This window comes from Enterovibrio litoreus, assembly GCF_045679545.1.
In the GTDB taxonomy this organism is placed as follows: Bacteria; Pseudomonadota; Gammaproteobacteria; order Enterobacterales; family Vibrionaceae; genus Enterovibrio.
Map to the genome: position 1 here is coordinate 353,434 of NZ_CP166195.1, position 24,825 is coordinate 378,258.

21 protein-coding genes are annotated in these 24,825 nt (G+C 47.8%); 8 read left to right on the forward strand and 13 right to left on the reverse strand.

What is annotated here, in order from left to right:
- Positions 1–13: 13 nt before the first annotated feature.
- From AB8599_RS17230 to AB8599_RS17245, 4 genes are read right to left on the reverse strand one after another with little or no spacing between them, the layout of a single operon-like run.
- A complete protein-coding gene (locus AB8599_RS17230) occupies positions 14–259 on the reverse strand; it encodes a formate dehydrogenase subunit delta (protein ID WP_407334132.1) in 246 nt (81 codons plus the stop codon).
- Complete coding sequence (gene fdhF / locus AB8599_RS17235; protein ID WP_407334133.1) at positions 260–3,133, reverse strand: formate dehydrogenase subunit alpha; 2,874 nt, start codon at positions 3,131–3,133, stop codon at positions 260–262.
- A 54-nt stretch (positions 3,134–3,187) separates the two neighbouring features.
- Complete coding sequence (locus tag AB8599_RS17240) at positions 3,188–4,765, reverse strand: formate dehydrogenase beta subunit (RefSeq protein WP_407334134.1); 1,578 nt, start codon at positions 4,763–4,765, stop codon at positions 3,188–3,190.
- A complete protein-coding gene (locus AB8599_RS17245) occupies positions 4,762–5,289 on the reverse strand; it encodes a formate dehydrogenase subunit gamma (RefSeq protein WP_407334135.1) in 528 nt (175 codons plus the stop codon). The genes AB8599_RS17240 and AB8599_RS17245 overlap by 4 nt, the downstream gene beginning before the upstream one ends.
- Before the next feature lie 261 nt (positions 5,290–5,550).
- On the opposite strand from AB8599_RS17245, the gene AB8599_RS17250 reads away from it, so the two are divergent.
- From AB8599_RS17250 to AB8599_RS17265, 4 genes are all read left to right on the forward strand, one after another.
- Positions 5,551–6,642 carry a PfkB family carbohydrate kinase gene (locus tag AB8599_RS17250; protein WP_407334136.1) on the forward strand — a complete coding sequence of 364 codons (1,092 nt, stop codon included), beginning with the start codon at positions 5,551–5,553 and terminating at the stop codon, positions 6,640–6,642.
- On the forward strand, positions 6,636–7,550 hold the full coding sequence (locus tag AB8599_RS17255) for a pseudouridine-5'-phosphate glycosidase (protein ID WP_407334137.1): 915 nt from the start codon (positions 6,636–6,638) through the stop codon (positions 7,548–7,550). The genes AB8599_RS17250 and AB8599_RS17255 overlap by 7 nt, the downstream gene beginning before the upstream one ends.
- Positions 7,551–7,870: 320 nt before the next feature.
- Positions 7,871–8,911, forward strand: coding sequence for a GlxA family transcriptional regulator (locus AB8599_RS17260; protein WP_407334138.1), 1,041 nt, complete (start codon positions 7,871–7,873; stop codon positions 8,909–8,911).
- A gap of 522 nt (positions 8,912–9,433) precedes the next feature.
- Positions 9,434–10,120, forward strand: a complete 687-nt coding sequence (locus AB8599_RS17265) for an SDR family oxidoreductase (protein WP_407334139.1) — start codon at positions 9,434–9,436, stop codon at positions 10,118–10,120.
- Positions 10,121–10,252: 132 nt separating this feature from the next.
- On the opposite strand, the gene AB8599_RS17270 is transcribed toward AB8599_RS17265, so the two are convergent.
- The 3 genes from AB8599_RS17270 to AB8599_RS17280 form a co-directional block, all read right to left on the reverse strand.
- Positions 10,253–10,714 (reverse strand): Hsp20 family protein, encoded by a 462-nt coding sequence (locus AB8599_RS17270; protein ID WP_407334419.1) that lies wholly within the window; start codon positions 10,712–10,714, stop codon positions 10,253–10,255.
- A 665-nt stretch (positions 10,715–11,379) separates the two neighbouring features.
- On the reverse strand, positions 11,380–12,144 hold the full coding sequence (locus AB8599_RS17275) for a helix-turn-helix domain-containing protein (RefSeq protein ID WP_407334140.1): 765 nt from the start codon (positions 12,142–12,144) through the stop codon (positions 11,380–11,382).
- 297 nt (positions 12,145–12,441) lie between these two features.
- Complete coding sequence (locus tag AB8599_RS17280; protein ID WP_407334141.1) at positions 12,442–13,344, reverse strand: GyrI-like domain-containing protein; 903 nt, start codon at positions 13,342–13,344, stop codon at positions 12,442–12,444.
- A 272-nt stretch (positions 13,345–13,616) separates the two neighbouring features.
- Here AB8599_RS17280 and AB8599_RS17285 point away from each other — a divergent pair, with 272 nt between their 5' ends.
- Positions 13,617–13,976, forward strand: a complete 360-nt coding sequence (locus tag AB8599_RS17285) for a DUF6404 family protein (protein WP_407334142.1) — start codon at positions 13,617–13,619, stop codon at positions 13,974–13,976.
- A gap of 160 nt (positions 13,977–14,136) precedes the next feature.
- Here the strand turns inward: AB8599_RS17285 and AB8599_RS17290 are convergent, their stop codons facing one another.
- From AB8599_RS17290 to AB8599_RS17305, 4 genes are all read right to left on the reverse strand, one after another.
- The gene (locus AB8599_RS17290) at positions 14,137–14,985 is read right to left on the reverse strand and encodes an ABC transporter permease (protein ID WP_407334143.1); all 849 of its coding nucleotides are present in this window, start codon (positions 14,983–14,985) and stop codon (positions 14,137–14,139) included.
- A 9-nt stretch (positions 14,986–14,994) separates the two neighbouring features.
- On the reverse strand, positions 14,995–16,251 hold the full coding sequence (locus AB8599_RS17295) for an ABC transporter permease (RefSeq protein WP_407334144.1): 1,257 nt from the start codon (positions 16,249–16,251) through the stop codon (positions 14,995–14,997).
- Between the two features lie 71 nt (positions 16,252–16,322).
- The gene (locus AB8599_RS17300; protein WP_407334420.1) at positions 16,323–17,408 is read right to left on the reverse strand and encodes an extracellular solute-binding protein; all 1,086 of its coding nucleotides are present in this window, start codon (positions 17,406–17,408) and stop codon (positions 16,323–16,325) included.
- Between the two features lie 194 nt (positions 17,409–17,602).
- Entirely contained in the window at positions 17,603–18,715 is a 1,113-nt protein-coding gene (locus AB8599_RS17305; RefSeq protein ID WP_407334145.1) for an ABC transporter ATP-binding protein, read from the reverse strand.
- Between the two features lie 268 nt (positions 18,716–18,983).
- On the opposite strand from AB8599_RS17305, the gene AB8599_RS17310 reads away from it, so the two are divergent.
- Positions 18,984–19,976, forward strand: coding sequence for an ABC transporter substrate-binding protein (locus tag AB8599_RS17310; RefSeq protein WP_407334146.1), 993 nt, complete (start codon positions 18,984–18,986; stop codon positions 19,974–19,976).
- Between the two features lie 59 nt (positions 19,977–20,035).
- Here the strand turns inward: AB8599_RS17310 and AB8599_RS17315 are convergent, their stop codons facing one another.
- Entirely contained in the window at positions 20,036–20,797 is a 762-nt protein-coding gene (locus tag AB8599_RS17315; protein WP_407334147.1) for a viroplasmin family protein, read from the reverse strand.
- A gap of 242 nt (positions 20,798–21,039) precedes the next feature.
- On the opposite strand from AB8599_RS17315, the gene AB8599_RS17320 reads away from it, so the two are divergent.
- A complete protein-coding gene (locus AB8599_RS17320) occupies positions 21,040–22,776 on the forward strand; it encodes a pseudouridine synthase (protein ID WP_407334148.1) in 1,737 nt (578 codons plus the stop codon).
- A gap of 99 nt (positions 22,777–22,875) precedes the next feature.
- On the opposite strand, the gene AB8599_RS17325 is transcribed toward AB8599_RS17320, so the two are convergent.
- Complete coding sequence (locus AB8599_RS17325) at positions 22,876–23,229, reverse strand: rhodanese-like domain-containing protein (protein WP_407334149.1); 354 nt, start codon at positions 23,227–23,229, stop codon at positions 22,876–22,878.
- Between the two features lie 482 nt (positions 23,230–23,711).
- Here AB8599_RS17325 and AB8599_RS17330 point away from each other — a divergent pair, with 482 nt between their 5' ends.
- Positions 23,712–24,815, forward strand: coding sequence for an efflux RND transporter periplasmic adaptor subunit (locus AB8599_RS17330; RefSeq protein WP_407334150.1), 1,104 nt, complete (start codon positions 23,712–23,714; stop codon positions 24,813–24,815).
- The last annotated feature ends 10 nt before the right edge of the window (positions 24,816–24,825 follow it).

A 24,825-nucleotide genomic window follows, 5' to 3' on the forward strand; every position in this document is an offset into this window, starting at 1 on the left:
AGACTTACACTAACTACTTGCGATAGTCGAACGCCAGTTTTTCTGCTGCCGAATTAGCGATTGGGTTCAACACTTCTGAACCCACTGCATCAAACAAGCTTTCTTTCATGTCGAGCGACCAAAATCGGCGAATGTGTGACGCCACTTCTTCCACGGTGTCATCTTCATCTCTTCCGTGAATGAGGTTATCGGCAATCTGATTGGCCATGTCATACAAACGCTGATTCCGAACGACTTCTCCATTCATCTTATGTTCCATTTATGCTTCTCCATCTTGCATTGCTGCCGACAAATGCGCTTGCTGTTCTTGATCGAATTTTTCGAAACGCGTTTGCCAATCGCCCTGTTCTACCGCCACTTTTACTTGCACAGCAGTCACTTTGTACTCAGGGCAATTTGTCGCCCAATCTGAGTTCTCGGTAGTGATCACGTTAGTGCCAGAAACAGGATGATGGAAGGTGGTATAAACCACCCCGGGCTGCATACGTTCGCTGATTTTTGCGGGCAAAGTGACCGCCCCGGCCCGGCTCGCCACACTCACTGGCGTGCCATCGGCAATGCCGCGATCTTCGGCGTCTATGGGGTGGATCTCCAACACATCTTGGGTATGCCATTGTGAGTTCTCGGTACGGCGTGTTTGCGCGCCCACATTGTATTGCGAGAGTATTCGTCCTGTGGTCAAAATCAGTGGGAATCGTTTGTTGACTTTCTCTTCCGACGCCACATATTCCGTGACCACGAAACTGCCTTTTCCTTTTACAAACCCGCCAATGTGCATGGTCGGCGTGCCGTCTGGTGCTTCATCATTACACGGCCATTGAATAGAGCCCAACTCATCCAGTTTTTCATAGCTCACGCCATGAAAGGTCGGTGTAAGGCGGGCGATTTCATCCATGATTTCTGATGGGTGGCTGTAGTTCATTTCAAACCCAAGCGCGTTAGACAAGGCAACCGTCGCCTCCCAATCCGCTTTGCCTGACAAGGGTGCCATGACTTTTCTAACAGGAGAAATTCGCCTTTCCGCGTTGGTAAATGTCCCATCTTTTTCCAAGAAGGTCGCACCAGGTAAAAACACGTGAGCAAACTTGGCCGTTTCATTCAAAAAGATGTCTTGCACGATCAAGCATTCCAGCGCGGAAAGCGCGGCTTCTACGTGTTGGGTATTCGGATCCGATTGCGCGATGTCTTCGCCTTGCACATACAAGGCTTTGAATCGCCCCGCAATGGCAGCATCAAACATATTGGGAATACGAAGACCTGGTTCGCTGTCGATGGGTACGCCCCACTCACTTTCAAACAAAGCTCTGACTTCCGGATCAGAGACGTGTCGATATCCAGGCAATTCATGAGGAAACGAGCCCATATCACAGCTACCCTGTACGTTGTTTTGTCCGCGTAACGGGTTCACACCTACTCCTTCTCGGCCAAGGTTTCCCGTTGCCATGGCAAGATTGGCAATGCCCATGACGGCAGAGCTACCTTGGCTATGTTCTGTGACACCTAAGCCATAGTAAATCGCACCGTTGCCCGCTTTGGCATAGAGCCGCGCGGCTTCACGAATGGTCATCGCAGGTACGCCCATTGCCCCTTCCATGGCCTCTGGGGAATGAGAAGGCTGTGCGATGAATTCGCGCCATTTGTTGTATGCCTCAAGATCACAGCGTTCTTGAATAAACGGCAGATCTTCAAGACCTTCGGTAATCACAACATGTGCTAGTGCATTCAACACCGCCACATTGGTTCCCGGACGAAGTTGCAGGTGATATTGCGCACGCACATGCGGCGCATTCACCAAGTCGATTTCCCGTGGGTCGATCACGATTAGCTTGGCACCCGCCCGCAATCGACGCTTTAGTTGGGAAGCAAACACAGGGTGACCGTCAGTAGGGTTTGCACCAATCACAATCACCACATCGGCTTTTTGAACCGAATCAAAGGTTTGTGTGCCTGCGGATTCACCAAGGGTAGTTTTCAGGCCATAGCCTGTTGGAGAGTGACAAACTCGCGCACAAGTATCGACGTTGTTTGTACCAAACCCCGCCCGTATGAGTTTTTGCACCAAATAAGTTTCTTCATTGGTACAACGCGAGGAGGTGATCCCTCCCAAGGCATTCGCGCCATGTTTGTCGCGAATCGCCGTCAGACGAGTAGCCGCAAAAGTAATGGCTTCATCCCAACTCACTTTGCGCCAAGGCTGATCGATTGATTCACGGATCATGGGATCCAGCATGCGATCTTTGTGCGTGGCATAACCAAAGGCGAAGCGCCCTTTCACGCACGAATGCCCCTGATTCGCTTTACCATCTTTGTTCGGCACCATGCGCACTAACTGATCGCCGCGCATTTCCGCACGGAACGAACAACCGACGCCACAATAGGCACAAGTGGTAATGCGAAAATGACTCGGTGTGCCTTGTTCAATCACGCTATTTTCTGTCAGCGCCGCTGTTGGGCAAGCTTGCACACACGCACCGCAGGACACGCATTCAGATTCCATGAAATTGTTATCGCCCGCCACGATGCGGGATTCAAACGCACGACCGTTAACCGTTAGCGCATGTTGGCCTTGAATGTCTTCACAAGCACGCACACAGCGCGAACACACGATGCATTTGCTGGTATCGAAGGTGAAATACGGATTCGAGGTATCTTTCTCCATGTTGAGATGGTTTTCACCGTCGAAGCCATAACGAACATCGCGAAGCCCTACAGCGCCTGCCATGTCTTGTAATTCGCAATCGCCATTCACCGCACAGGTCAAACAATCCAGCGGATGATCTGAAATATATAACTCCATTACGTTACGTCGTAACTTTTTAAGTGCACTGTTTTCGGTGGTCACGACCATGCCTTCCGCGACAGGTGTGGTGCAGGAGGCAGGTTTACCCCGCATACCTTCAATTTCCACGACGCATAATCGACAAGAACCAAACGCATCCAAGCTATCTGTTGCGCACAGTTTGGGAATTTGAATATTCAATGTCGCGGCAGCCCGCATCACGGATGTGCCTTCTGGCACGGTGACAGGCCAACCATCAATGGAAAGCGTCACTGTCTGCACATCTTCGCCTGTAATGGCAGGCGTGCCAAAGTCCTTGCGGTCTTGCTCAATGGGAATGTAATACTCAACCATTGCTTTTGCTCCTTGCCGCGCATACTGCGCTGGCTACGCTAGATTATCGATAACTTAATGGTCTGCCTGCTCGGCCAGTCCAAAATCAAGGGGGAAGTATTTCAGCGCACTTTTGACAGGATATGGCGTCATGCCGCCCATGGCACAGAGCGAGCCTTGTTCCATGGTTTCACAGAGATCACGCAGTAATACTTCACTCTCTGCTTTCGCTTCACCGGTTTCAGCCATTAACTGGTCGATCACTTCCACACCGCGCACCGCACCAATTCGGCACGGCGTGCATTTTCCACACGATTCGATGCTGCAAAATTCCATCGCAAATCGCGCCATTTGGCTCATGTCAGTTCTATCGTCAAAGGCAACAATACCACCATGGCCTAACATGGCTCCTCGGGAAGAAAGTGCTTCATAATCCATGTCGATATGCCATTCTGATTCCGGCAAATACGCCCCCAATGGTCCACCCAGTTGCACCGCTTTCAGTGGCCGACCAGTTTTGCTGCCGCCGCCAAATTCAAACAGCAACTCACGGATAGTCACCCCAAACGCAAGCTCAAACAGCCCCCCTTGTTTGAGGTTACCTGCCAACTGGATCGGCATGGTGCCGAGCGAACGTCCTTGACCGAAGTTCTGATAATACTCAGCCCCTTGCGCCATAATGGTGGGGATCGAGGCTAGGGATATCACGTTGTTGATGACCGTTGGCTTACCAAACAAACCTTGGATTGCGGGTAGAGGCGGCTTGCTTCTTACTAAGCCTCGTTTGCCTTCTAAGCTTTCCATCAGCGAGGTTTCTTCGCCGCAAATGTACGCACCCGCACCGACGCGCAACTCGAGTTCAAACGAACAATCAGAACCACAAATGTTGTCACCTAAATAGCCAGCGGCTTTTGCTATATCAATGGCTTTTTGGAAAATGTCACACGCTTTGGGGTATTCCGATCGGGTATACACATAGCCATAATTTGCCCCCACCGCCATGGCGCAAATGATCATGCCTTCAATCAAGGTGAACGGGTCGCCTTCCATTAGCATGCGGTCAGCAAAAGTGCCGGAGTCCCCTTCATCGGCGTTGCAAATCACATACTTTTGGCGATCGACTTGATCCGCCACCGTCTGCCATTTGATGCCCGTGGGGAATGCCGCTCCGCCGCGTCCACGTAAGCCTGATGCTTTCACTTCATCCAAAATGCCTTGCGATGACAGCGCCAAGGCGTTTTCAAGCCCGACAAAACCGCCGTGCTTTTTGTAATCCTCAATATCCAACGGATCAACAATGCCTACGCGTGCAAAGGTCAAGCGCTGCTGTTTTTTCAGGTATGAAATGTCTTCGGTGAGTCCTAGACACAAGGGGTGCTCTAACCCCGCCTGGCCATTGCCGTCGGGGTCAAAAAAACGCAGCGCTAACAATGCGTCAACGTCATCTGGCGTTACAGGGCCGAACGCGATGCGCCCTTGCTCAGATTCCACTTCCACCATAGGTTCAAGCCAAAACAAGCCACGCGAGCCATTGCGAACCACGACGATGTCTTCGCCGAGATTGGCCGCGCTGTGCAGCATGTGATCAGCCACTTTGTCTGCGCCACGAGAAACTGACGATGTATCAAGCGGAATATAGATGCGATAACTCATGGTGCTTTTACCTCTATAACCTGCGTGAGCAAACCACTAAGTAAGAGGTCAAGTTCTTCGTCTGTCATATCACCATAGATTTGATCGTCAACCCTCACGGCCGGTGAGTTCATGCAATTCCCAAGGCAATAAACAGGTTCTAACGTGAAGTTGTTGTCTCGTGTGGTTTGATGGTATTCGATACCCAGTCGTGAACACGCATGCTGTTCGAGTGAACGCGAGCCCATTGACTGACACGACTCTGCGCGGCATATCTGAATGACATGCGCTCCTGGAGGTGTATGCCGAAATTCATGGTAAAAGCTGATCACGCCGTGCACATCCGCATCGGAGAGATTCAGCCCTTTTGCTATCACAGGAACCGATGACGGAGGCACATAATTCAGTGCCCCTTGAATATGATGAAGCACTGGCAGCAATGCACCTTGTTTGGCCTTTAGCGCATTTAGCGCTTCATTGACGGCTTGATATTCTTGTTCTGTCAGCGAGCGATGTAATGCTGGCCGTGACGCAGAGTTATCCATTTGCCTTCCTTGCTAAGCGAACTCGTCTTCCTAAGTGTAGTGGTATTTACTCCCTGTCCTGTTCTCGAAATGAGACCACTTACACCCATTTTACGACCTGCTCACCTAGGTAAACCCGCATGGAAATGACTAATAAATCACCATATTTTCATCTCACCATCACACTTTGATTAATTATTGCTCAGTAACAATTGACAGTTTACACAGCAAGATAAAAACTAACATTTGTTTACTATCTAAACAGATGTTAGGTGAGAGGCTATGACCACCCGTGAAGATGAAATACTGCAACTGATCAAAGATGACCCCTTTATTCAGCAACAGCGCATTGCCAAGTTACTGAATATCAGCCGCTCTTCAGTGGCGGTTCATATCATGAACATGACCAAAAAAGGTGTGATTCGCGGCAAGGGTTACATCGTGGACCAACAACGATATGTGGTGGTCATTGGCGGCACCAACATTGATGTGCTGGGCCAACCCAATGCCGAATTGATTCCTAGAGACTCTAACCCCGGCAATATTTCTCATTCAGCAGGCGGCGTTGGGCGTAATATTGCGGAAAATCTGGCGCGTTTGGGTACAGACGTCAAACTCATCTCTGTGGTAGGTAACGATACCTACGGCAATATGGTACGAGATATCACGCGTCGTGCTGGCGTCGATGTTCGCGGGGTCAGTGTCTTAGAAAACGAAACCACTTCTACCTATTTGTCGTTGCTTGACCATGATGGCGATATGCTCGCTGCAGTCGCGGATATGTCTATTCTCGACAAACTCGACGTCTCGATGATTAGCCAGCATGTGGAGCTGATCCGACATGCAGAAGCGATAGTGCTCGACACAAACCTCAGCGATACCGTGTTGGCCTATGTGTTTAGCAACTTTAGTGATCAGGCTATTTATCTCGACACAGTCTCGGCAACCAAAGCGATGAAAGCCCGCCCTTATTTGTCACACATCCACACCCTGAAACCTAACTTGGTGGAAGCGCAGATGATTTCCGGAATGACGGTGGAATCCGAATCAGACATCGACGAAATGGCAGATTGGTTTATCCAACAAGGTGTTCAACGGCTGTTTCTTAGTATGGGAGCTGACGGCATCTTGTTCCGAACACCCCGAGAAGAACGTCTGATCCGGCCTGTTACGTCGCACATCATTAATACCAATGGTGCCGGTGATGCGTTTTTAGCTGGCCTCGTACACGGCCAAATACAAGGCATGAAAGAAGCCGACGCTTGCGAGTTTGCCGCAAGTTGCTCCGCGCTTGCCATGGAACACATCAACACCATTAACCCAGACGTTACCGAACTTTTGGTTCAACAACGCATTGAGGGCGTCTTATGCTAAATCCTTATCTCGATATACATCCTGACGTAAAAGCCGCCTTAGATGCTGGTCAGCCTGTTGTGGCGCTTGAGTCCACCATTATTTCCCACGGTATGCCCTACCCAGAAAATGTCGAAACAGCTTTACGCGTTGAGCAAACCGTAAGAGACAATGGTGCCGTACCGGCAACGATTGCGATTCTCAAGGGCCGTTTAAAAATTGGACTCTCGCAAGAAGAAATCACTTACCTCGGTAAGCGCGGTCAGGACGCAATAAAAACCAGTCGCCGTGATATTCCGTTTATTGTGGCAAACCAATTGGACGGCGCAACCACAGTCGCATCCACGATGATTTTGGCCGATATGGCTGGCATCCGCGTGTTCGCGACAGGCGGTATTGGCGGCGTTCATCGCGGCGCTGAAACCACTTTCGATATCTCTGCTGATTTGGAGGAGCTTGCTCAAACCAATGTTGCTGTCGTTTGTGCGGGCATCAAATCTATCTTGGATTTAGGTCTGACTCTGGAATATCTAGAAACTAAAGGTGTACCTGTGATCGGCTACCAAACAGATACCCTTCCTGCTTTTTATACACGTGAGAGCGAATTTGGCGTCGATTACCGCCTTGATTCTCCCGACGAGGTGGCTGCAGCACTAATGGCTAAATGGTCAATGTCACTGAAAGGTGGTGTCGTGATCGCCAACCCAATCCCTCAGGAACATGCCATGGCTTCAGCTTTGATAAACGGTGTGATTGCACAAGCCATTGACGAAATGGATGAAAAGGGTATTAAGGGCAAAGACTCAACCCCATTTTTGCTGGCGAAAGTTGCCGAAAAAACGCAGGGAAGCAGTTTAAAAGCAAATATCGCATTGGTATTGAACAACGCCAAACTAGCAGCAAACGTGGCGGTTTCGATTTGCAAATAACTGCATCTTGAAAAAGCCGTGAGATAAAACGCACTCACGCCACACACCCAAATAATACTTACACGTCTAAACACATTACTCCTAAAGGCCAACGGAGTAATGTGTTCCATTTTCGATAATCACCCCCATCATTCCTCATATTTTCAAGAAACATCGCCTTTAATGGACAGTTCTGCTCGTTCCAATTTTACTTTCTATTAACAATGTCCTACGCAGAGGTTATGAGCCACTGATACTACTGGCTAATTTCAATACGAACTGTAATGAATTTAAACATGGACGGTTTAGATCACTAAACCCATAACGGAGGAGTTCCATCAATGGGCTCAGTATCCTCAATTCACCAACCTGTCCGGCTTGGTTTCTACCTTTGTAATGGTTTCACCATGCTAGCCATGGCGTCTGCCATCGAAGTACTGCGCATGGCCAATCGACTCTCCAATGAAACATTGTATGAATGGTTCACCTTGAGTGAAGACGGAAACCCCGTTTCAGCCAGCGACTCCTTGAGCATTAATGTGGATGAGAACATTCAAACGCAGCGAGAGTTTGATATCGTCATCGTCTGTGGCGGTGTCGATATCGAGCGTAACTACCCGACGAAACTAGTCAGTTGGCTCGCCCAACAAGATCGTAAGCACAAAACCCTCGGCGCAATTTGTACCGGCAGTTATGTGTTAGCAAAAGCCGGGCTCATGCAAGACAAAGCCTGTTCGATTCACTGGGAAAACTTAGCAGGTTTTCAGGAAGCGTTTCCGTCTGTCAGAGTCAGTAATAAACTGTTTTCTTTGTGTGAAAAAAGAATGACCAGTGCGGGCGGAACAGCACCAATGGACATGATGCTAACCAAGGTGGCGCAGGAGCATGGGAATAAGCTCAGTGCCGCGATTTCTGAAATGTTTATGTGCGAACGAGTGAGAAACAGTGAGGATGTGCAAAAGGTCCCTCTGCGCAACTTGATAGGTACCGCGCAGCCAAAGTTATTGGAAACGGTTTCCTTGATGGAAGCCAATCTCGAAGAACCTTTTTGTATTGATGAATTGGCCGCGTTGGTTGAACTTTCTCGGCGACAACTGGAAAGACTGTTTCAACGTCATATCCAGTGCTCACCATCACGCTACTATCTGCATCTGAGATTAAGCCGAGCGAGACAGCTTCTTAATCAGACCAATTTGTCGATCATTGAAATCTCCATTGCCTGTGGCTTTGTTTCTACGCCGCATTTCAGTAAATGTTATCGCGATTATTTTGGAATTCCTCCACGCGAAGAGCGGTTAGGGCTTAAGAAAGAACAGCATTTACTCTCAACCTCATTGGAAGAGCCAATTGTCGTGACAAATGATGAACAAATCGCCAGTTAGGTTTTGCGCGACCACCAATGAGCCACAAATCACAGCCCTGAATTTTATCAGGGCTTTTTTTGCTTAACGATTGAGTGGTTCTCTGCTCACAACCCATCTGATTAAAAAACAACCAAACCATGAAAGCGTCGACGCCACGCGCCTGAATTGCTTAATAATCTGGGCGTAACACTTTGTTTAATAAGAAGCCAAGCGCATAGGCTAACCCCAGACAAATCATTACTTTTTTAGTCCAAAAATTAAGTGTCCTGTGTTTTAACAGGCGTGACTAACACGTTAAATTTCCACAGCAAATCACCAAAAACATCAATGACAAATGTATTAATTAAATGTTACCCAGAGACTTATCCACCGTTTCTGTGGGTAACTTTATTTGCGAAGCGTAATATATTGAACTATCGGGTTATTTCCTCGCCACCGTGTAATTTGCGATCTGATACGTAGATTACTCAGTTTGATTTCCGCTATTTATCAAGGAGATATAATCTATCTGAAAAATCAGGCATTGGAATTTCTCGTCATATGAATACAGTTTTAGTCACGGGAGCAACCCGAGGGATTGGGCTTGAGTTAGTCAAACAGTTCCTTGAAAACGGACATCAAGTCTTCGCAACCTACCGAGGCCAGACACCGCCCGACACACTCAATGCACTGTTATCGACCAATCAACTTTCTCTGCGCCCATTGCAAGTCACTGATGAAAAAAGCATCGCTGAACTTGTTTCAATACTTGACGGTATCGCCATCGACATTCTCATTAACAACGCTGGCAGCATTGGCCCTGATAACCAGTCCTATCATGATATGGATGTAGAAGGTTGGGCTGAAGCGTTTAGAGTTAACACTATTGCGCCATTAATGGTCACAAGTGCGCTCATACCAAATCTTGCTATAAGTGACTCACCCCGTGTGATCACGATATCCAGTCAAATGGGCTCATTGCATCGAGAATCAGTGGGCATGTATGCCTACCGAAGTTCAAAAGCAGCATTGAACAAAGTCATGCAGGTACTTGCTTTGGAATTGAAAGAGAAAGGCATCATCGTCTGTCCCGTTCATCCAGGATGGGTGAGAACTGACATGGGGGGTGAAGACGCTGACATATCTGCAAAGGAAAGTGCGCAAGGCATTGTTGCTCTTAGCAGCCAACTGACACTTGCAGACACAGGAAAGTTCTTAACCTGGGAAGGCAAAGAGCATGCATGGTAAAAAATCATCACCCTACTTGCCCCATCATGTTCAAATGGTCTCATGAAAAAAAAGGCTGCAATAGATATTGCAGCCAGTTGCTCAATGTTTATCTAAATCTATTTGTCGCGATGACTTATAACACCATATTTATTATGCTGTCATTTCTTGTTTTTGTTCAATCGTCTCTTTCTTACCAGAGTTAATGGCAACGGTTTTTGGTTTCATCGCTTCTGGTATTACTTTTAACAGATTGATGGTTAATAACCCATTTTCCAAATCAGCACCTGTGACTTCGATATAATCAGCAAGATTAAACTTGCGCTCAAAGGTGCGGTTTGCGATACCTTGGTAGAGGAAGTTTTTCTCTTCTACTTTCTCTTTCTCACCACGGATAGACAGTACGCCACGCTCAACATTGATGCTAAGCTCATCTTGCGTAAAGCCGGCAACCGCAAGGGTGATGGAGTATTTATTGTCAGCCAGTGACTCGATATTGTACGGAGGGTAACCACCCGCCGCGCTGTCTGAACGTGACGCATTGTCCAATAATGACGCATAGCGGTCAAAGCCCACACTATTTCGGTAAAGCGGTGTCAAATCGACTGTTTTCATCATATATCCTCCAATGAAGCGATATTGGTTATTTAATTATTTTTGATTGTCCAAGGTCGCACGAATATCGCCACAACCTCTTCACTCATTATTTGGAGTCAATACAAATCACTTTCAAGAGGGAAAATATAAATATCATTCAAGAAAATCATAAATGACTGAATGAAATGGAGAATTTTTTTCAATTTTTTGAGCCGACACTTAATGGTCAACTTTATATTAACAACTTTGCATGGGGACGGATTTTAATAATTTCAACCCCGTTGGCTTCTTGAGATTACTTGGGCATTGTCACGAAGAACTTCAGTTGAGACCAAGCCGACTTTCACCCTCTCTTTGCGGCAAATCCGATTCATGCAGGTGTTCAAGCAGAGTGATTGTACGGCTTGTTTTGATTCGGCGTTCAAGCAACTAAATTCGGCGGCACAAAGCTGTCCTTGCACAAACAAACGTTCGAGCGTATTCGCGCTTATTTCGATCTGCACCTTTTTTCCGCCAACTCTCGATTTCCTATCGATGCAATCAGGTTCTCTGAGTCTCTGATTGGCGTATTCATCGCTTCTGTCGCTCTGCATACTCAGCCTCCCATTTACGTTTACTTAACATTAAATGAGAATAGGTATCATTACAAATTAAATTACAGTGTAAATTTCCACCCTGTAAGGTCAGATATATCGCCCAGGCGTATCACCTGTCATCTTACGAAAGAAGCTAATAAACGCACTATCACTAGAAAAACGAAGCGCACTAGCAACTTCAGAAACACTCGCACCTTCTGATAGTTGCTCAATAGAGGCTTGTAGTCGCCATTGCTGACGCCATGATTGGTAAGGCATGCCTGTTTCACGCGTGAAAATTCGGCTGATCGTTTTAGCGCTTGCGCCGATGTTCTCCGCCATGTCTGCTAGGGGTTCGGGCAACTGCCCACCTTCCATCACATCGTCTAACCATGCTTTCAAACGACGGTCAGTTGGGAGCTTTAACGAGAAATACTCTTCCTCCGCGGCGTTTAGTTCTTCACAAAACAAGGCGAAAATCGTTTGCTGCTCCTGTATCGACTTATCCCATTCCCAAAACGCCATTCGCTCAATCAACTCTCGCAGCAAACCATTCACCGTGATGATTTTGATTTCTTTAGGGAGTAACGGCGAGATTCGACGCTGAAAATACAAGGAACGATACGCAACGACATTTCGCATCACTGCGCAATGTTCTGTACCAGCAGGTATCCAAGCCGCACGCGTTGGCGGCAGCACGCACCACACCCCATCAAGGTTAATGCTCATGCAGCCTGACGAAGCAAACAACAATTGGTGCTTCTTATGCTTGTGTATTCCCGAGTCATGCTTACCCACTTGGGCAGCAACGCCTACGATCAGATTATTGATTTGGTCGGCGTTGAATCGGGTCTTTTCTGTGATTTCAGCCATTTGTCTATATCAGTCAGTATTGAGCTTGCATCCAAACAGCCATCGTTGCCACGAGTGTCAGAATGACAAACCTCACGATTGTGCCAATTCAAGAGTGTCATAGGCGTAAAATACAACCACTTTGTCCATTGCTAATACGGGGTAAGCATCAGTGTTGGTTTACTTTTTGTATCGAGGAAAATTGGCTAGGCGCTCATTAATCATACAGAGCATGTTAGGCATATTGATGAATCAAAGACTTGGACGAGAGTTTATGGCTGAGGAGAAAACCGCCCATATTCACGGGCGGTTTGCGATTTACATTTTAATGGCGGTGCAAAAGCTTACATCTGCTTGATGTGTCTTTGGATCAAAGCTGTGGTAAAGCTCAAAGCAAGGTCGGCTGTCCGTTTCAAATCCCGACGCAATCACATCAGCCATGATCTCGTCCCATGCTTGAGGGTACTGACTGAAATCGGTGATCGTTTTGCGCATCACGCCATAGTGACCACCCGGAAAATCTTGTAACTCAATGCCAGCGGCTACTTCTGTGTCTGATGGCACCATTAAACAAATATCAGTTCGGCATTTTTCAGCAGGCGTAATTTCAGGATTATCGTGATAAATAAAAATACACGTGCTGCCAGCCAGCCCTTTGGCGCCCGCCCATTGATAGAGGCGACCTGATGCCTCTTCGTATCCTTGCCCATAAGGGCCAGTGACTCGAACATAGGCCAGTGTTGCTTGGTCGAATAATTGCGTTTCCATATATGCACTCCGTTGTGATGTGTTGGAGCCAGTATATGGATTGTCATTTATGTCAGCGTTTCCAATCTTGCGCAGTGCGTGTCCAATCTTGCTGTTTCGAGAAAGCGTCGCAAACGCAGGGAGATCTTCACACTCTCGAAAAGCCGAAGGTGTGACACCGAAGTGTTGACTAAATGCTTTGGCAAGGCTTTGAGAGGAAGAAAATCCATACTCTAGCGCCACGTTAAGCACGGCCGGCTTTTTCTTAAAAAGATCATCTGCAGCAGCTTCTAACCTCAAGCGTCGGATGTAATCAGCCAACGTTTCTCCTTGTACCGCTTTAAAGGTGCGATGAAAGTGATACGGCGATAAGTTGGCCAGCGCTGCAACTTCAATCAAATTCAAGGGTTGATTAAAATGTTTTTCCAAGTGACGAATCACGGGGAGCAAACGTTTTTGATAGTCGACTTTCATGGCAGAATATTCGCTTTGGGCAAGAACAGAACATCTAGCCTAGCTGAAGTTGAAGACGGTTCAATGGCGCATCAAAACAAATGGGACAACTGCCCAACTTGAGACGGAAATGACACGTCTTGTCGAACTTATCACGCCTCTTGTTTTTACCCATGTCGCGAGAATGCAGTCAAATACTCATCTCAACGAGAGCAGAGTCACCAAATACATTTGCATTCCTTCAATATGCAAAAGGTTTAGGTATAGTTTCGACACTGAGTTGTAGATAGTGAATGAACATGGATTTTGAGCAACAATTAGACCGAGCACATCAAGTGCTGCTTAAGAAGGGATTTTCTGGCGCAGCCATCAACCCGATCATTTATCGCCTTGTGCGAAAAGCGGGCTTTAAAGTCCCACCTCCCCAATTTGCCCATATCGGCATTAACATTCTCGTTGGCACAATTTGGTTTGGCACCTTGTGGGGCGTGATCATGTGGTTTATGCAATGGCAAGCGCTAGGCGTGACGTTGAGCTACGCGGTCAATGCGTCTTTGCTCACGGGTATGTTTTTCGGCCTCATGATGTCCATCTGGTACAAGGTAAGCGCATCGCGTAAATCATTGCCTAGCTGGCAATCACTGGCCGAGTAACGTGGCTAAATAAAATAAGCGCGACAGAATAAGTCGTTTGGTTTGCCGGGTACCTTATTTGGGGGAATAAGTAACCGGCACACCAACCCAATACCTTGCAATGAAAGCACGATGACAGCGTCATCGTGTTTTTTTATGCTATTTCGCATGCTGCCTGTGATCACTCTTCGATACCACGAAGCCTTGCACTGCGACGGCGTAGCATTTCCAGCGTGGTCAACAAAGCAATGGAAAGCACCACCAGCAAGGTCGCGGCAGCCAAAATGGTTGGGCTGATTTCTTCCCGTATTCCTGACCACATTTGGATAGGCAAGGTGGTTTGCTCAGGCCCCGCAATAAACAGCACCACCACCACTTCATCGAATGACGTGATAAACGCAAACAGTGCGCCGGAAATCACACCCGGCGTCACCAAAGGTAATACCACTTTGAAGAAGGTCGTTACAGGGTTGGCCCCTAAACTCGCCGCAGCACGTGTTAGAGAGTGATCAAAACCACTTAATGTTGCGGTAACCGTGATCACTACAAACGGAATACCCAGCGCGGTATGCGCCAATACCACCCCCAAATAGGTGTGGGTCATCTGAAATCGGGAAAAGAAGAAAAACATCGCAGCGGCAGAAATAATCAAAGGCACGATCATTGGCGAGATCAATATCGCCATGATCACGTCTTTGTAAGGCATGTAGCGGCTTGATAAGCCAAGCGCGGCAATGGTGCCAAGCACGGTTGCCAAAATCGTCGAAGCTATCGCCACAATGACACTGTTCTTCACCGCAGATTGCCAAGCGTCTGACGTGAAGAAATCTTCATACCACCGCAGAGAGTATCCCGCAGGGTCAAAACTCAACATCTCAGGGGTGAAGGTGAAATAAGGTTCAGCGTTAAAGCTCAGCGGTAAAATGACGAGCAGCGGTCCAATCAGAAACAAGAATATTCCTGCGCAAATCACGCGAAAGACCACAAACCATACTTTTTCGCCTGTCGTCGCACATTCTGGTAATGCCATCGTTATTCCCTACCCTAACTTCACGTTGTCGACGCCAACAAGACGGTTATAAAGCCAATACAAAATCATCACGACCACCAGCAAGATTGAGGCAATCGCAGCTGCCAAGCCCCAGTTCAACGACGTTTGCATGTGATACGCAATAAAGTTGGTGATGAAGGTACCCGTTTGACCGCCTACCAATGCCGGCGTTATGTAATAACCAATCGACAGAATGAACACCAAAATCGACCCTGCCCCAATACCCGGCAGGGTTTGGGGGAAATAGATCCGGCGAAACGCCAATGCTTGCGTCGCCCCCATTGAACGGGCGGCACGCACATAGCTCGGTGAAATAGTTTTCATGACGGAATAGAGTGGTAAGATCATAAACGGCAGCAAAATATGCGTCATCGCAATCAAGGTGCCCGTTTGGTTATAGATCATCTGAATGCGACTCTCGTCATCCAGCACACCTGCACCCACCATCAAATCGTTCAGTACGCCCTGTTGCTGCAAAATGGCGATCCACGTTGCGGTGCGAACCAGTAGTGACGTCCAAAATGGCAGCAATACCAAAATCATCAACATGTTGGCTTTCTTGGCAGGCAAATTAGCCAGTAAGTAAGCGACGGGATAGCCCAATAGCAAACAAAGAAAGGTGATCGCCATACTCATATAGAGCGTGCGCCAAAATAGAGAGGTGTATATCTGTAAATATTCGGGTTGAGCAACAATATCGCCGTTATCGTCGTAACGCAGATCAACGGCATTGAGATAATAAGAAAGCGTGTAAGGTGACGACTCTCGCTCGATCAGTTTCCAAGTGCCGATATCCATCCAGCGCTTATCCACTTTGGCCATCGCGTCTTTATATGGCCCTTCTGTGATTCTTTTCGATTTTCGCGCCGATTTCATGATCAGCGAACGCATTCCTGATTTTTCATAGTTTAAGCGGGAGGCCACTTTGCCAATGTTTCTCGCTTCGGCGCCAATTTGTAAGTCAGATACCAGTGCTGCGTAAATTTCTTCACTCGGGAGTTCACTACCGTCCCAATTTTCAAGAGCCACCGTCGTTTGTGGCATATAGGTAGCCACTTCTGGGTTTTCAACACTGCGTTGCAGCATATCAAAAATGGGGAGCACAAAAGCCACAAGCAAAAATGCCAACAAAGGGGCGACAAGCAAGAAGGCTTTGATTTTGTTTCGACGAATTGAGCGCTGTTGGCTCACGTGAAGTGATACACCATCTGCCGTTTTAATATCGTTGGCTGAAGTTTCCTGCACCACACTCTCCCATTTAGATAAAAAGCAAAAAGGCAGGGATCAACACGCGATCACCCGCCTAAAACATCAATTTATTGCACTAACCACGCATTGAAGCGCTGCGCTAACTCATCACCGTTGTCCGCCCAGAACACATCGTCCTTAGGAATAGCCGTTGCAAAGTTAGGTCCGTAGGTTGGCATGTGAGGTTTCATTTCAATACCAGACTCAGCGTGAGTCGTCACCATGCCTGCCGACGAATTACGTGCTGGGCCATACGAAATGTATTTGGCTTGATCAGCAAGGCGCTGAGAATCCGTTGCGAAACGCAGGTAGTCTTTCACCTTGTCCAGCTTACCTTTTGGCACAACCCAACCATCTAGCTCGAACACTTGGCCATCCCAAATGATGTCGAACGGCTGCTTCTCGTTAACAGCTGCGTTAAAGATGCGGCCATTGTAGGCAGACGCGAACGCCACTTCTTTATCAGCCAATAGTTGTGGCGGCTGCGCACCCTCTTCCCACCAAATAACAGAATCTTTGATGGTATCCAGTTTCTTAAACGCGCGTTGAACGCCCGCTTCGGTGCTCAATACGTTATAAACATCAGAGGCGGGAACACCATCGGCAATCAAGGCCCACTCAAGGTTATTGATCGGCTTTTTCTGCAATGAGCGTTTACCGGGGAAGTTTTTCAGGTCAAACACATCTTGAATCTTGCTTGGTTGTTTGCCGTCAAACATCTCTGAGTTGAACGCAACAATATTGGAGTACACGATGGATGGGACAAAACATTCACCCAGAGAGCCAGCAAGGAAGTCTTTCGTTGCTGGCGTGCCATCTGGCGCAGCAGCAAGTAAAACATCATGATCAAGTGGTTCAGCCAATCCTTCATCACACGCAACAATGGCGTCAGACGGCAGAATGTCGACCAAATCCCAAGTCACGTTGCCCGCTTCAACTTGAGCGCGCAAACCCGAAAGACCATTTTGCGCCTTATCGATGTTGACCACTTTTTGGCCCGTTTTTGCTGTCCAAGGTTCATGGTAGGCTTTGGTTTGGCTATCTGTGTAAGCGCCACCCCAAGAGACAATATTCAGTGTTTCATCAGCCATTGCTGTGGAAGCAACGCCAGTCAAGCCCGCCAAAATGGCAATATGTAACGCAAGTTTCTTCATCGTCTTCTTCTCCTTAAGTCTTTCGCTTAGTGACGTCTGAGCAGGAACTGGAATCCATTTCTTCGCCTCACCATCAGCGACAGAAAAACTGCGTTCCATACTTGCCCCATCCTTTCCAAACCTTTTTTCAACTGGCGGTATTACCAGCCGAGCAATTTTCCATATCAAAAAATCATAAACCTTGAACGCGCACTTTAAGAGGCGTCCAACGCTCGGCAATCTTCTTCAGACCAACCAATGCTGATCATGTCTCCGCGACGAAGATCAGGATGCCCTTCCGCATTCGGTGTTTTTATTATGAATTCATCGCTGTCACACACTTTGACGCGTGTGCGTAGGTGATCACCGAGGTAAATCACTTCCTCTACTTTGGCGTTAAAAATATTAGCTAGCGCCCCTTGTGATGGGTTGATGATAATACGCTCAGGACGAAGCGATAATGTGGAAATATCCCCCGGTTTTCCAACGGCAACAGGCTTAGCAGTGATAATGTCGCCATTAGGGACTTGCACCTTACACAAGCTGTCATCTAGCGAAATCACATTGCCTTTCAGGCGATTGTTCTCACCAATAAACTGTGCGACAAACGCATTCGCTGGTCGTTCATAGAGCTCTTCCGGTGTCGCCAATTGCTGCACCACGCCATCATTGAAAACCGCAATACGATCGGACATGGTGAGTGCTTCAGACTGATCATGCGTCACGTAAATCATGGTCACACCCAAGTCTTCCTGAATATGTTTGATCTCGTATTGCATCTCTTCACGCAGGTTTTTATCCAGCGCACCGAGCGGTTCGTCCATAAGCACGAGTTCTGGCTCAAACACCAAGGCACGCGCCACAGCAACACGTTGCTGCTGACCGCCCGACAAATGTGCAGGGCGGCGATGGCCGAACTCAGACAAACGCACCATATCGAGCGCTCGCTTCACTTTCTTTTCGATGTCAGATTTGGAGAGATTGCGAACTTGCAGGGGAAAGGCGAGGTTTTCTTCCACTGTCATATGCGGGAAAAGTGCATAGTTTTGGAATACCAGACCAATACCGCGTTTGTGCGGTGGGAGTGTTTTGATCGGGTTGCCTTTGAGATAAATCTCGCCGTGAGTTGGCTGTTCGAAGCCCGCCATCATCATCAACACGGTCGACTTGCCTGAACCCGAAGGGCCCAGCAAAGTAATGAACTCCCCTTGCTCAATATCCATCTCAAACCCTTTGACCACCAAGGTTCTACCGTCATAACTTTTCTGGATGTTATCGAACTTTACAAAGGGGAACGCCGTACTGTTTGAATTGCCATCCTGTTGCATGATTCACGCATTCCTTACACCTCTAAACAACTTAAAGCGTATAACACGGCATTAACAATAATCAAAGTGCATAGCGACTAGTGAGAGGCTGATCATGACCAATTCAAATATTTCTTTCACAAACGTGGGGTCAAACCATCCACCTAAATGCCAGAAACATCACGTTTATCAACAATAGCTAAACAACGATTACATCGCCTTGTTATTGTGACGTTATCGCTGAGCACATATAACAAAACACTATTGCCAATCGCTGGAGATTCTATCAATGCTTGCACGTCTAACACCCTTGGTACTTCTTTCGCTCTCACCTTTTGCTTCTGCCGATACTAACCAATGCGGCGATGTCACCATTGCTGATATGAACTGGAATTCAGCCACACTGATGGCGCACGTTGACCAATTCATCCTGCAAAACGGCTACGACTGCAACGCAGAGTTGGTTCCTGGTGACACCATGCCAACCGGCGTTTCTATGACAGAAAAGGGCGAACCGGATATTGCACCTGAATTTTGGAGTAACTCACATAAAGAGATGCTTCAAAAAGGCGTTGATGCCGGCAAACTGCGATTTGCAGGTAAAGCCTTCGCCGAAGGGGGAGAAGAAGGTTTCTGGGTGCCTAAGTACATGGTTAAAAAACACCCAGAGCTCGCCACCATCGAAGGGATTAAAGCCAATGCCAGGCTATTCCCTCATCCAGAAGATGACAGTAAATCCGGCTTTATGACTTGCCCATCGGGTTGGACGTGCCAGATCACCGCAGGGCATCTATTTGATGCGTTGAACTTGGAAGCATCTGGCTTTGAGCTGGTTGATCCCGGCTCTGGCGCTGCACTTGCTGGTTCAATCGCCCGTGCTTACGATCGCGAAAAGCCTTGGTTTGGTTACTATTGGTCACCCACCCCTGTGCTGGGTCGCTATGACATGGTGAAAGTCGACTTTGGCGTTGACGCCGATCCCGCTCACTATGAAACCTGCATCACTCAAGAAGATTGTCTCGATCCAAAAGTCACGGCTTACCCACCCTCCGCAGTGAACACCATCACGACCGAGTCCTTCGCGCAGAAATCTCCTGCTGCGTATCAATACATTGCCAATCGCGCCTACGCCAACGCTGATATGAGCGCAATGATGGCATGGATGGAAGAAAACCAAGCCGACGGGGAAATTGCCGCGATGGAATTTTTGGAATCCTATCCGCAGGTCTGGACTCAATGGGTCCCTGCTGACGTGGCAGAAAAAGTGAAAAAAGCGCTGTAGCGCGTTAACTGAGCAGCAAACAGACAAACGGCCCAACGCTAGCGCCTTGGGCCGCTTTTTTAGCCCCTTCGCAACGCCAATATTTCATTGATATCCGTGGTTTCTCGATACAGATTCAGTGCTTTTTCTTTGCGTTCGATGGCCAAAATCGACATACGGTCAGCCAGTTCATTTCCCTCAATACCAACGTGACCATTAACGTGATAAATGGTGATTTGGGATTTCAGCGTTTGATAGAGCGCATAAGTGGGCTGAATGATGTCGAGATTCTTAATCTCTCCCCCCGCCTTTTTCCATCCTTTCGCTTCCCAACCCGACGCCCACTTGGTCACGCAATCAATCGAATAACGAGAATCGCAATAGATTGCCACAGTCAGCCCTTGTTCGAGCTTCTGTTTGGCGATCATTAACGCTTGGTATAGTCCGTGAAGCTCTGCAGTGTTATTGGTGCCAACTGCCTGATAAAGGCCATACCACAGTTCACTGACTTGATTATTCTCATAAACCGCCAACCCGGTGCCGGCTTCGCCAGGGTTCGGCTCACAGCCACCATCAGTAAATATTTTGATATCAAACGGCATCTCGGTGATTTGCGTCTGCGTCAATGCTGCGGGTTTAGGTTTGGCCGATTTTTTAGTCGTTGTGGCCTTGGTTGACGTTGCGCTCGCCTTGCCGCCATAAGCTGCCTCCGCTTCGCCTAACGTAGGAAACGATTTGAATTTTGCGCCTTGAAAGCCGTCAACTTGCGCCTTGCACTGTGTCCAGTCAGTGTAAATACCGCTCTTACGACCTTTCCAAACCACATAGTATTTTTTAGCCAAACTGATCCCTTACTTAAATGACGAGGATGCAGTTAACGAAAAGCACCCATCATACGGCGATTGCCGTGCAACGCTCATTATTCATAAATCTGGCTTGCCTGCTACCGATCAGTTTGCACAATATTGCTGATGGTGCTGAAACAACCATGGGAAAGAATGCATCAGCTGAATGAGCCAAAGTAGTATTTCTCCCCTAAACAGGTAGAATCACGCCCCCATCGTGTTGCTGATAGATTTTTGCCATGCACCCAAACGCATTGTTTACGCCAAACGAATTGTTTACCCCAGACGAACTGTTTACCTGCTTTAACGCCACCATCGATCAATTCGAGTTGCCGAGCGCGTTTACGTTCCCTTTTTACTATCAGCCACATCCGCTTTGTGTGCTTGCCGCGAGTGAGTTGCAACAACACTTAGCCACGCAAATTGATTGGCAGCATGACTTTGGGCTAAGCGATGATTTCGAGCTAGACAATGACAAGGCGTCAACAGGCATGGGTAAAATGTTTGGCGTCTTGCTTGTACGTTCTCCAAGCGGTGATCTCGGCTATTTCAGTGCTTTCTCTGGCAAAATTGCTGAGCAAAACATCCTCCCGAATTTCGTACCACCTGTGTTTGATATGCTGGCCGAAGAGGGTTTTTTCCAAACAGAGTTGGAAGCGATCACTGCGTTAAACACACAAGTCACAGCACTCTCGGCCAACCCTCAAATAACGCAATTGAGTAACCAAATCGGGCAATACCAAGCTGACTACAAGACGCTTGAGCAAACACAACGACAAGCCATGATTGAGGGCCGAGCACAACGCAAGCAACAGCGCCAACAGGCTGAAAACACGTTAACTGGCGATGCGTTGAAAGCAGAACTCGACACCCTTGCCAAGCAGAGTGTTGCAGAGAAAAACAATCTCAAATACCTCAAGCTAGAATGGGATGAAAAAATCGCTGCGCTTCAAGTACAACTCGTTCAGTTAACCGCTGACATCGAGCACGCTAAACAGCAGCGCAAAACCCTGTCTAATGCACTTCAAAACAAACTGTTTGAGCAATATTGTTTCCTGAATGCGCGCGGGGAAGAAAAATCCCTCAAAGCAATTTTCGCTCCAACGGCCAGCCCTGTTCCACCCGCAGGGGCCGGCGAGTGTGCCGCACCAAAACTGCTTCACTACGCCTACAAACACGGCTTTACCCCGCTCGCAATGGCCGAATTTTGGTGGGGGGCATCGCCAAAATCAGAAGTGCGTCAGCATAGAAAGTTCTACCCATCTTGCCATGGCAAGTGCAACCCCATTCTCGGACATATGCTGGAAGGGTTAACGGTTGATCCCAACCCACTCGAACAGAACTGGGCGCAAGATAAAGCACTGGAAATTGTCTATCAAGACGACGCTATTGTGGTGGTCAACAAGCCTTCTGGCCTGCTCTCAGTGCCGGGAAAAACCATTCAAGATTCCGCTTACACCCGCGTCCTCGGAATGTTCCCTGATGTTGAAGGGCCGTTTGTGTTGCATCGATTAGATATGGCAACATCGGGGTTGTTGGTGTTTGCCCTCACGCGACGTGCGAACAAGAGCTTACAAAAACAGTTCATTACGCGCGGCGTAGAAAAACGTTATATCGCCATGGTGGAAGGGATTGTGGCACAAAGCGAAGGCGAGATTAATTTGCCGATGCGCGGCGACCCAGACGACAGACCCCGCCAATTGGTCTGTTTTGAACATGGCAAGCCCGCAACTACCTATTGGCAACTCATCCATACTGAAAACGGTCGCAGTAAACTTCACATGTACCCGAAAACCGGACGCACGCATCAGCTACGTGTGCATTGCGCACACCATCTGGGACTGAACATGTCGATGGTAGGTGATGGTTTATATGGCGATAGAGATACTCGCCTTCACCTTCATGCAGAGCAACTGTCGTTTGATCACCCATACACGCACCAACGCATGACGTTTAGTGTTGATTGTGATTTTTAATCAATAGAAGATAGAAACACCTGGCGGGCACAGCATACTCAAAATTTATAAAATGAGAGTCAGTGCCTACCCATTTCTTCGAGAACTGGGAACACTGGATCACTCGTTTTTCAAACCACGCTCCACTCTCGCATCACTAATGCCGCCTGCGTTAGACACATTCTGATAGCCCGCCTTTTTGAGCGCTTCCATTGCGCTTCCGGAACGTGCTCCACTCAGACAGTACAAACGGATTTCCGTATTTTTGTCGGGGTAAAGTGTACTGACTTCTTCCACGATGTCTGAATGCGAGATCCTCACATCGCCCGGGATATTATCGAAAAAATGTTCCGCTGCGCTACGCGTATCAATCCAAACTGGCTCGGCATTCGCTGTGGCTGTGGCTGTGGCTGTGGCACTAAGCAGAATAGCCATTAAAGCAATAACGATGTGTTTAGTGTTCATCAATGTCATGGTTTTCACTCCCTGTGTTTATGAATATGCCGTCGGCTATCGTTCCAATGACTAACATTATTCGTCATCAATATACCCCAACAACCTCAAGATGCTTGGGTATAGACAGTTTACCGATTTAACATAGATTGACCGAGATTCAGGATTAGAAATTGTCCACGCCCATTTTCCCGCCACATTAACAAGCCTCTGTTTCGTCCCAACAAGGAAACACTCCCAACTTTCTCGCCGCATATACTTTTTATGAAACGTCCCTAATGGAGTGAGTGAACATGGTGCCGAAAACTGCACTTTTGACTCGGTTTGGTCTCTATTGTTGTGTGGTCCTCCCGACCTAATCACCCAAGCAAAACCCTGTCTGTTTTGCTTTTCTCCCATGCCAATGTGGTCTCGTCATGGGCGCTTTAGGCTTTAACTGACGCTTTAGGTTTTAACTGACACTGTTTAACACATTAAATGGATACGAGCATGGAGATTCGCGCATGAGTAAGTGGGTAATAGGGATGATAGTGATTGTTGTGCTCGCCTTCGGCACAGTGATTGGGTTCAACCTCTTTGTAAACAAAAAAATTGAGAACACATTGGCCAATTTGCCCGAGCCTGTGTACCCAGTGACAACCGAAAAGCTCACGGCGACTGTGTGGCCACAAGGCATTAGTGCTATTGGTTTTATCGAACCCAATCAAGGCGTCGATGTATCCAATGAAGTCGCCGGTATCGTTACCGCCATCAATTTTAAAAACGGGGAATCAGTAAACCAAGGCGCTGTGCTCGTTAGCCTTGATGCATCCGTTCAAAAAGCCGACCTAAAAGCTCAGCAAGTGCAATTGCCGTCTGTGCGTGATGATTACAACCGTCTGGTCAAACTCTACCAAGAGCGCTCCGTGTCGGAGCAAAGCGTCGAAACCGCCCAAGCCAAATATCAAGCCATGTTGGCAAGCATCGAAAGTTTGCAGGCAACCATTGCACTGCGTGAAATCAAAGCGCCATTTAATGGCTTACTGGGTATTCGAAATATCAACCTCGGCCAATATGTCGCAGTCGGTACCGACATTGTGAGACTAGAAGATCTGTCTTTGATGAGGGTTCGCTTCAGTGTTCCTCAAGCAGAAATCGGCAATATCAGCATTGGCCAAGCGATCTCATTAACGGTTGAAGCGTTTCCAGGACGCACTTATAAGGGCGCAATCAACGCCATTGAACCGGTAGTAAACTACCAAACAGGGCTAGTTATGGTGCAGGCGGAATTGCCTAATGATGACCAGTCTCTTCGCGGTGGTATGTTTGCCGACGTCAACATTGCGCTATCCAACCTCGAAAACCAATTTGTCGTGCCACAAACAGCCATTGTGTTTGCGCTTTACGGCAACTCTGTTTATGTAATCGAGAAGAAAGACAATGAAACCCGTGTCAAACAAGTCACGGTTGACGTGGTTCAGCGCAGCGGTAACGATGCGTTAGTCACTGGCGATCTGAAATTCGACGACGAAGTCGTCACGACAGGCATATTGAACTTAGGCAACAACGCTAAAGTAGACATTGTGCCTAACCCTATTTCCGTACCCGATAAGATGCCGCAACTTTAAAGGAGCCGGA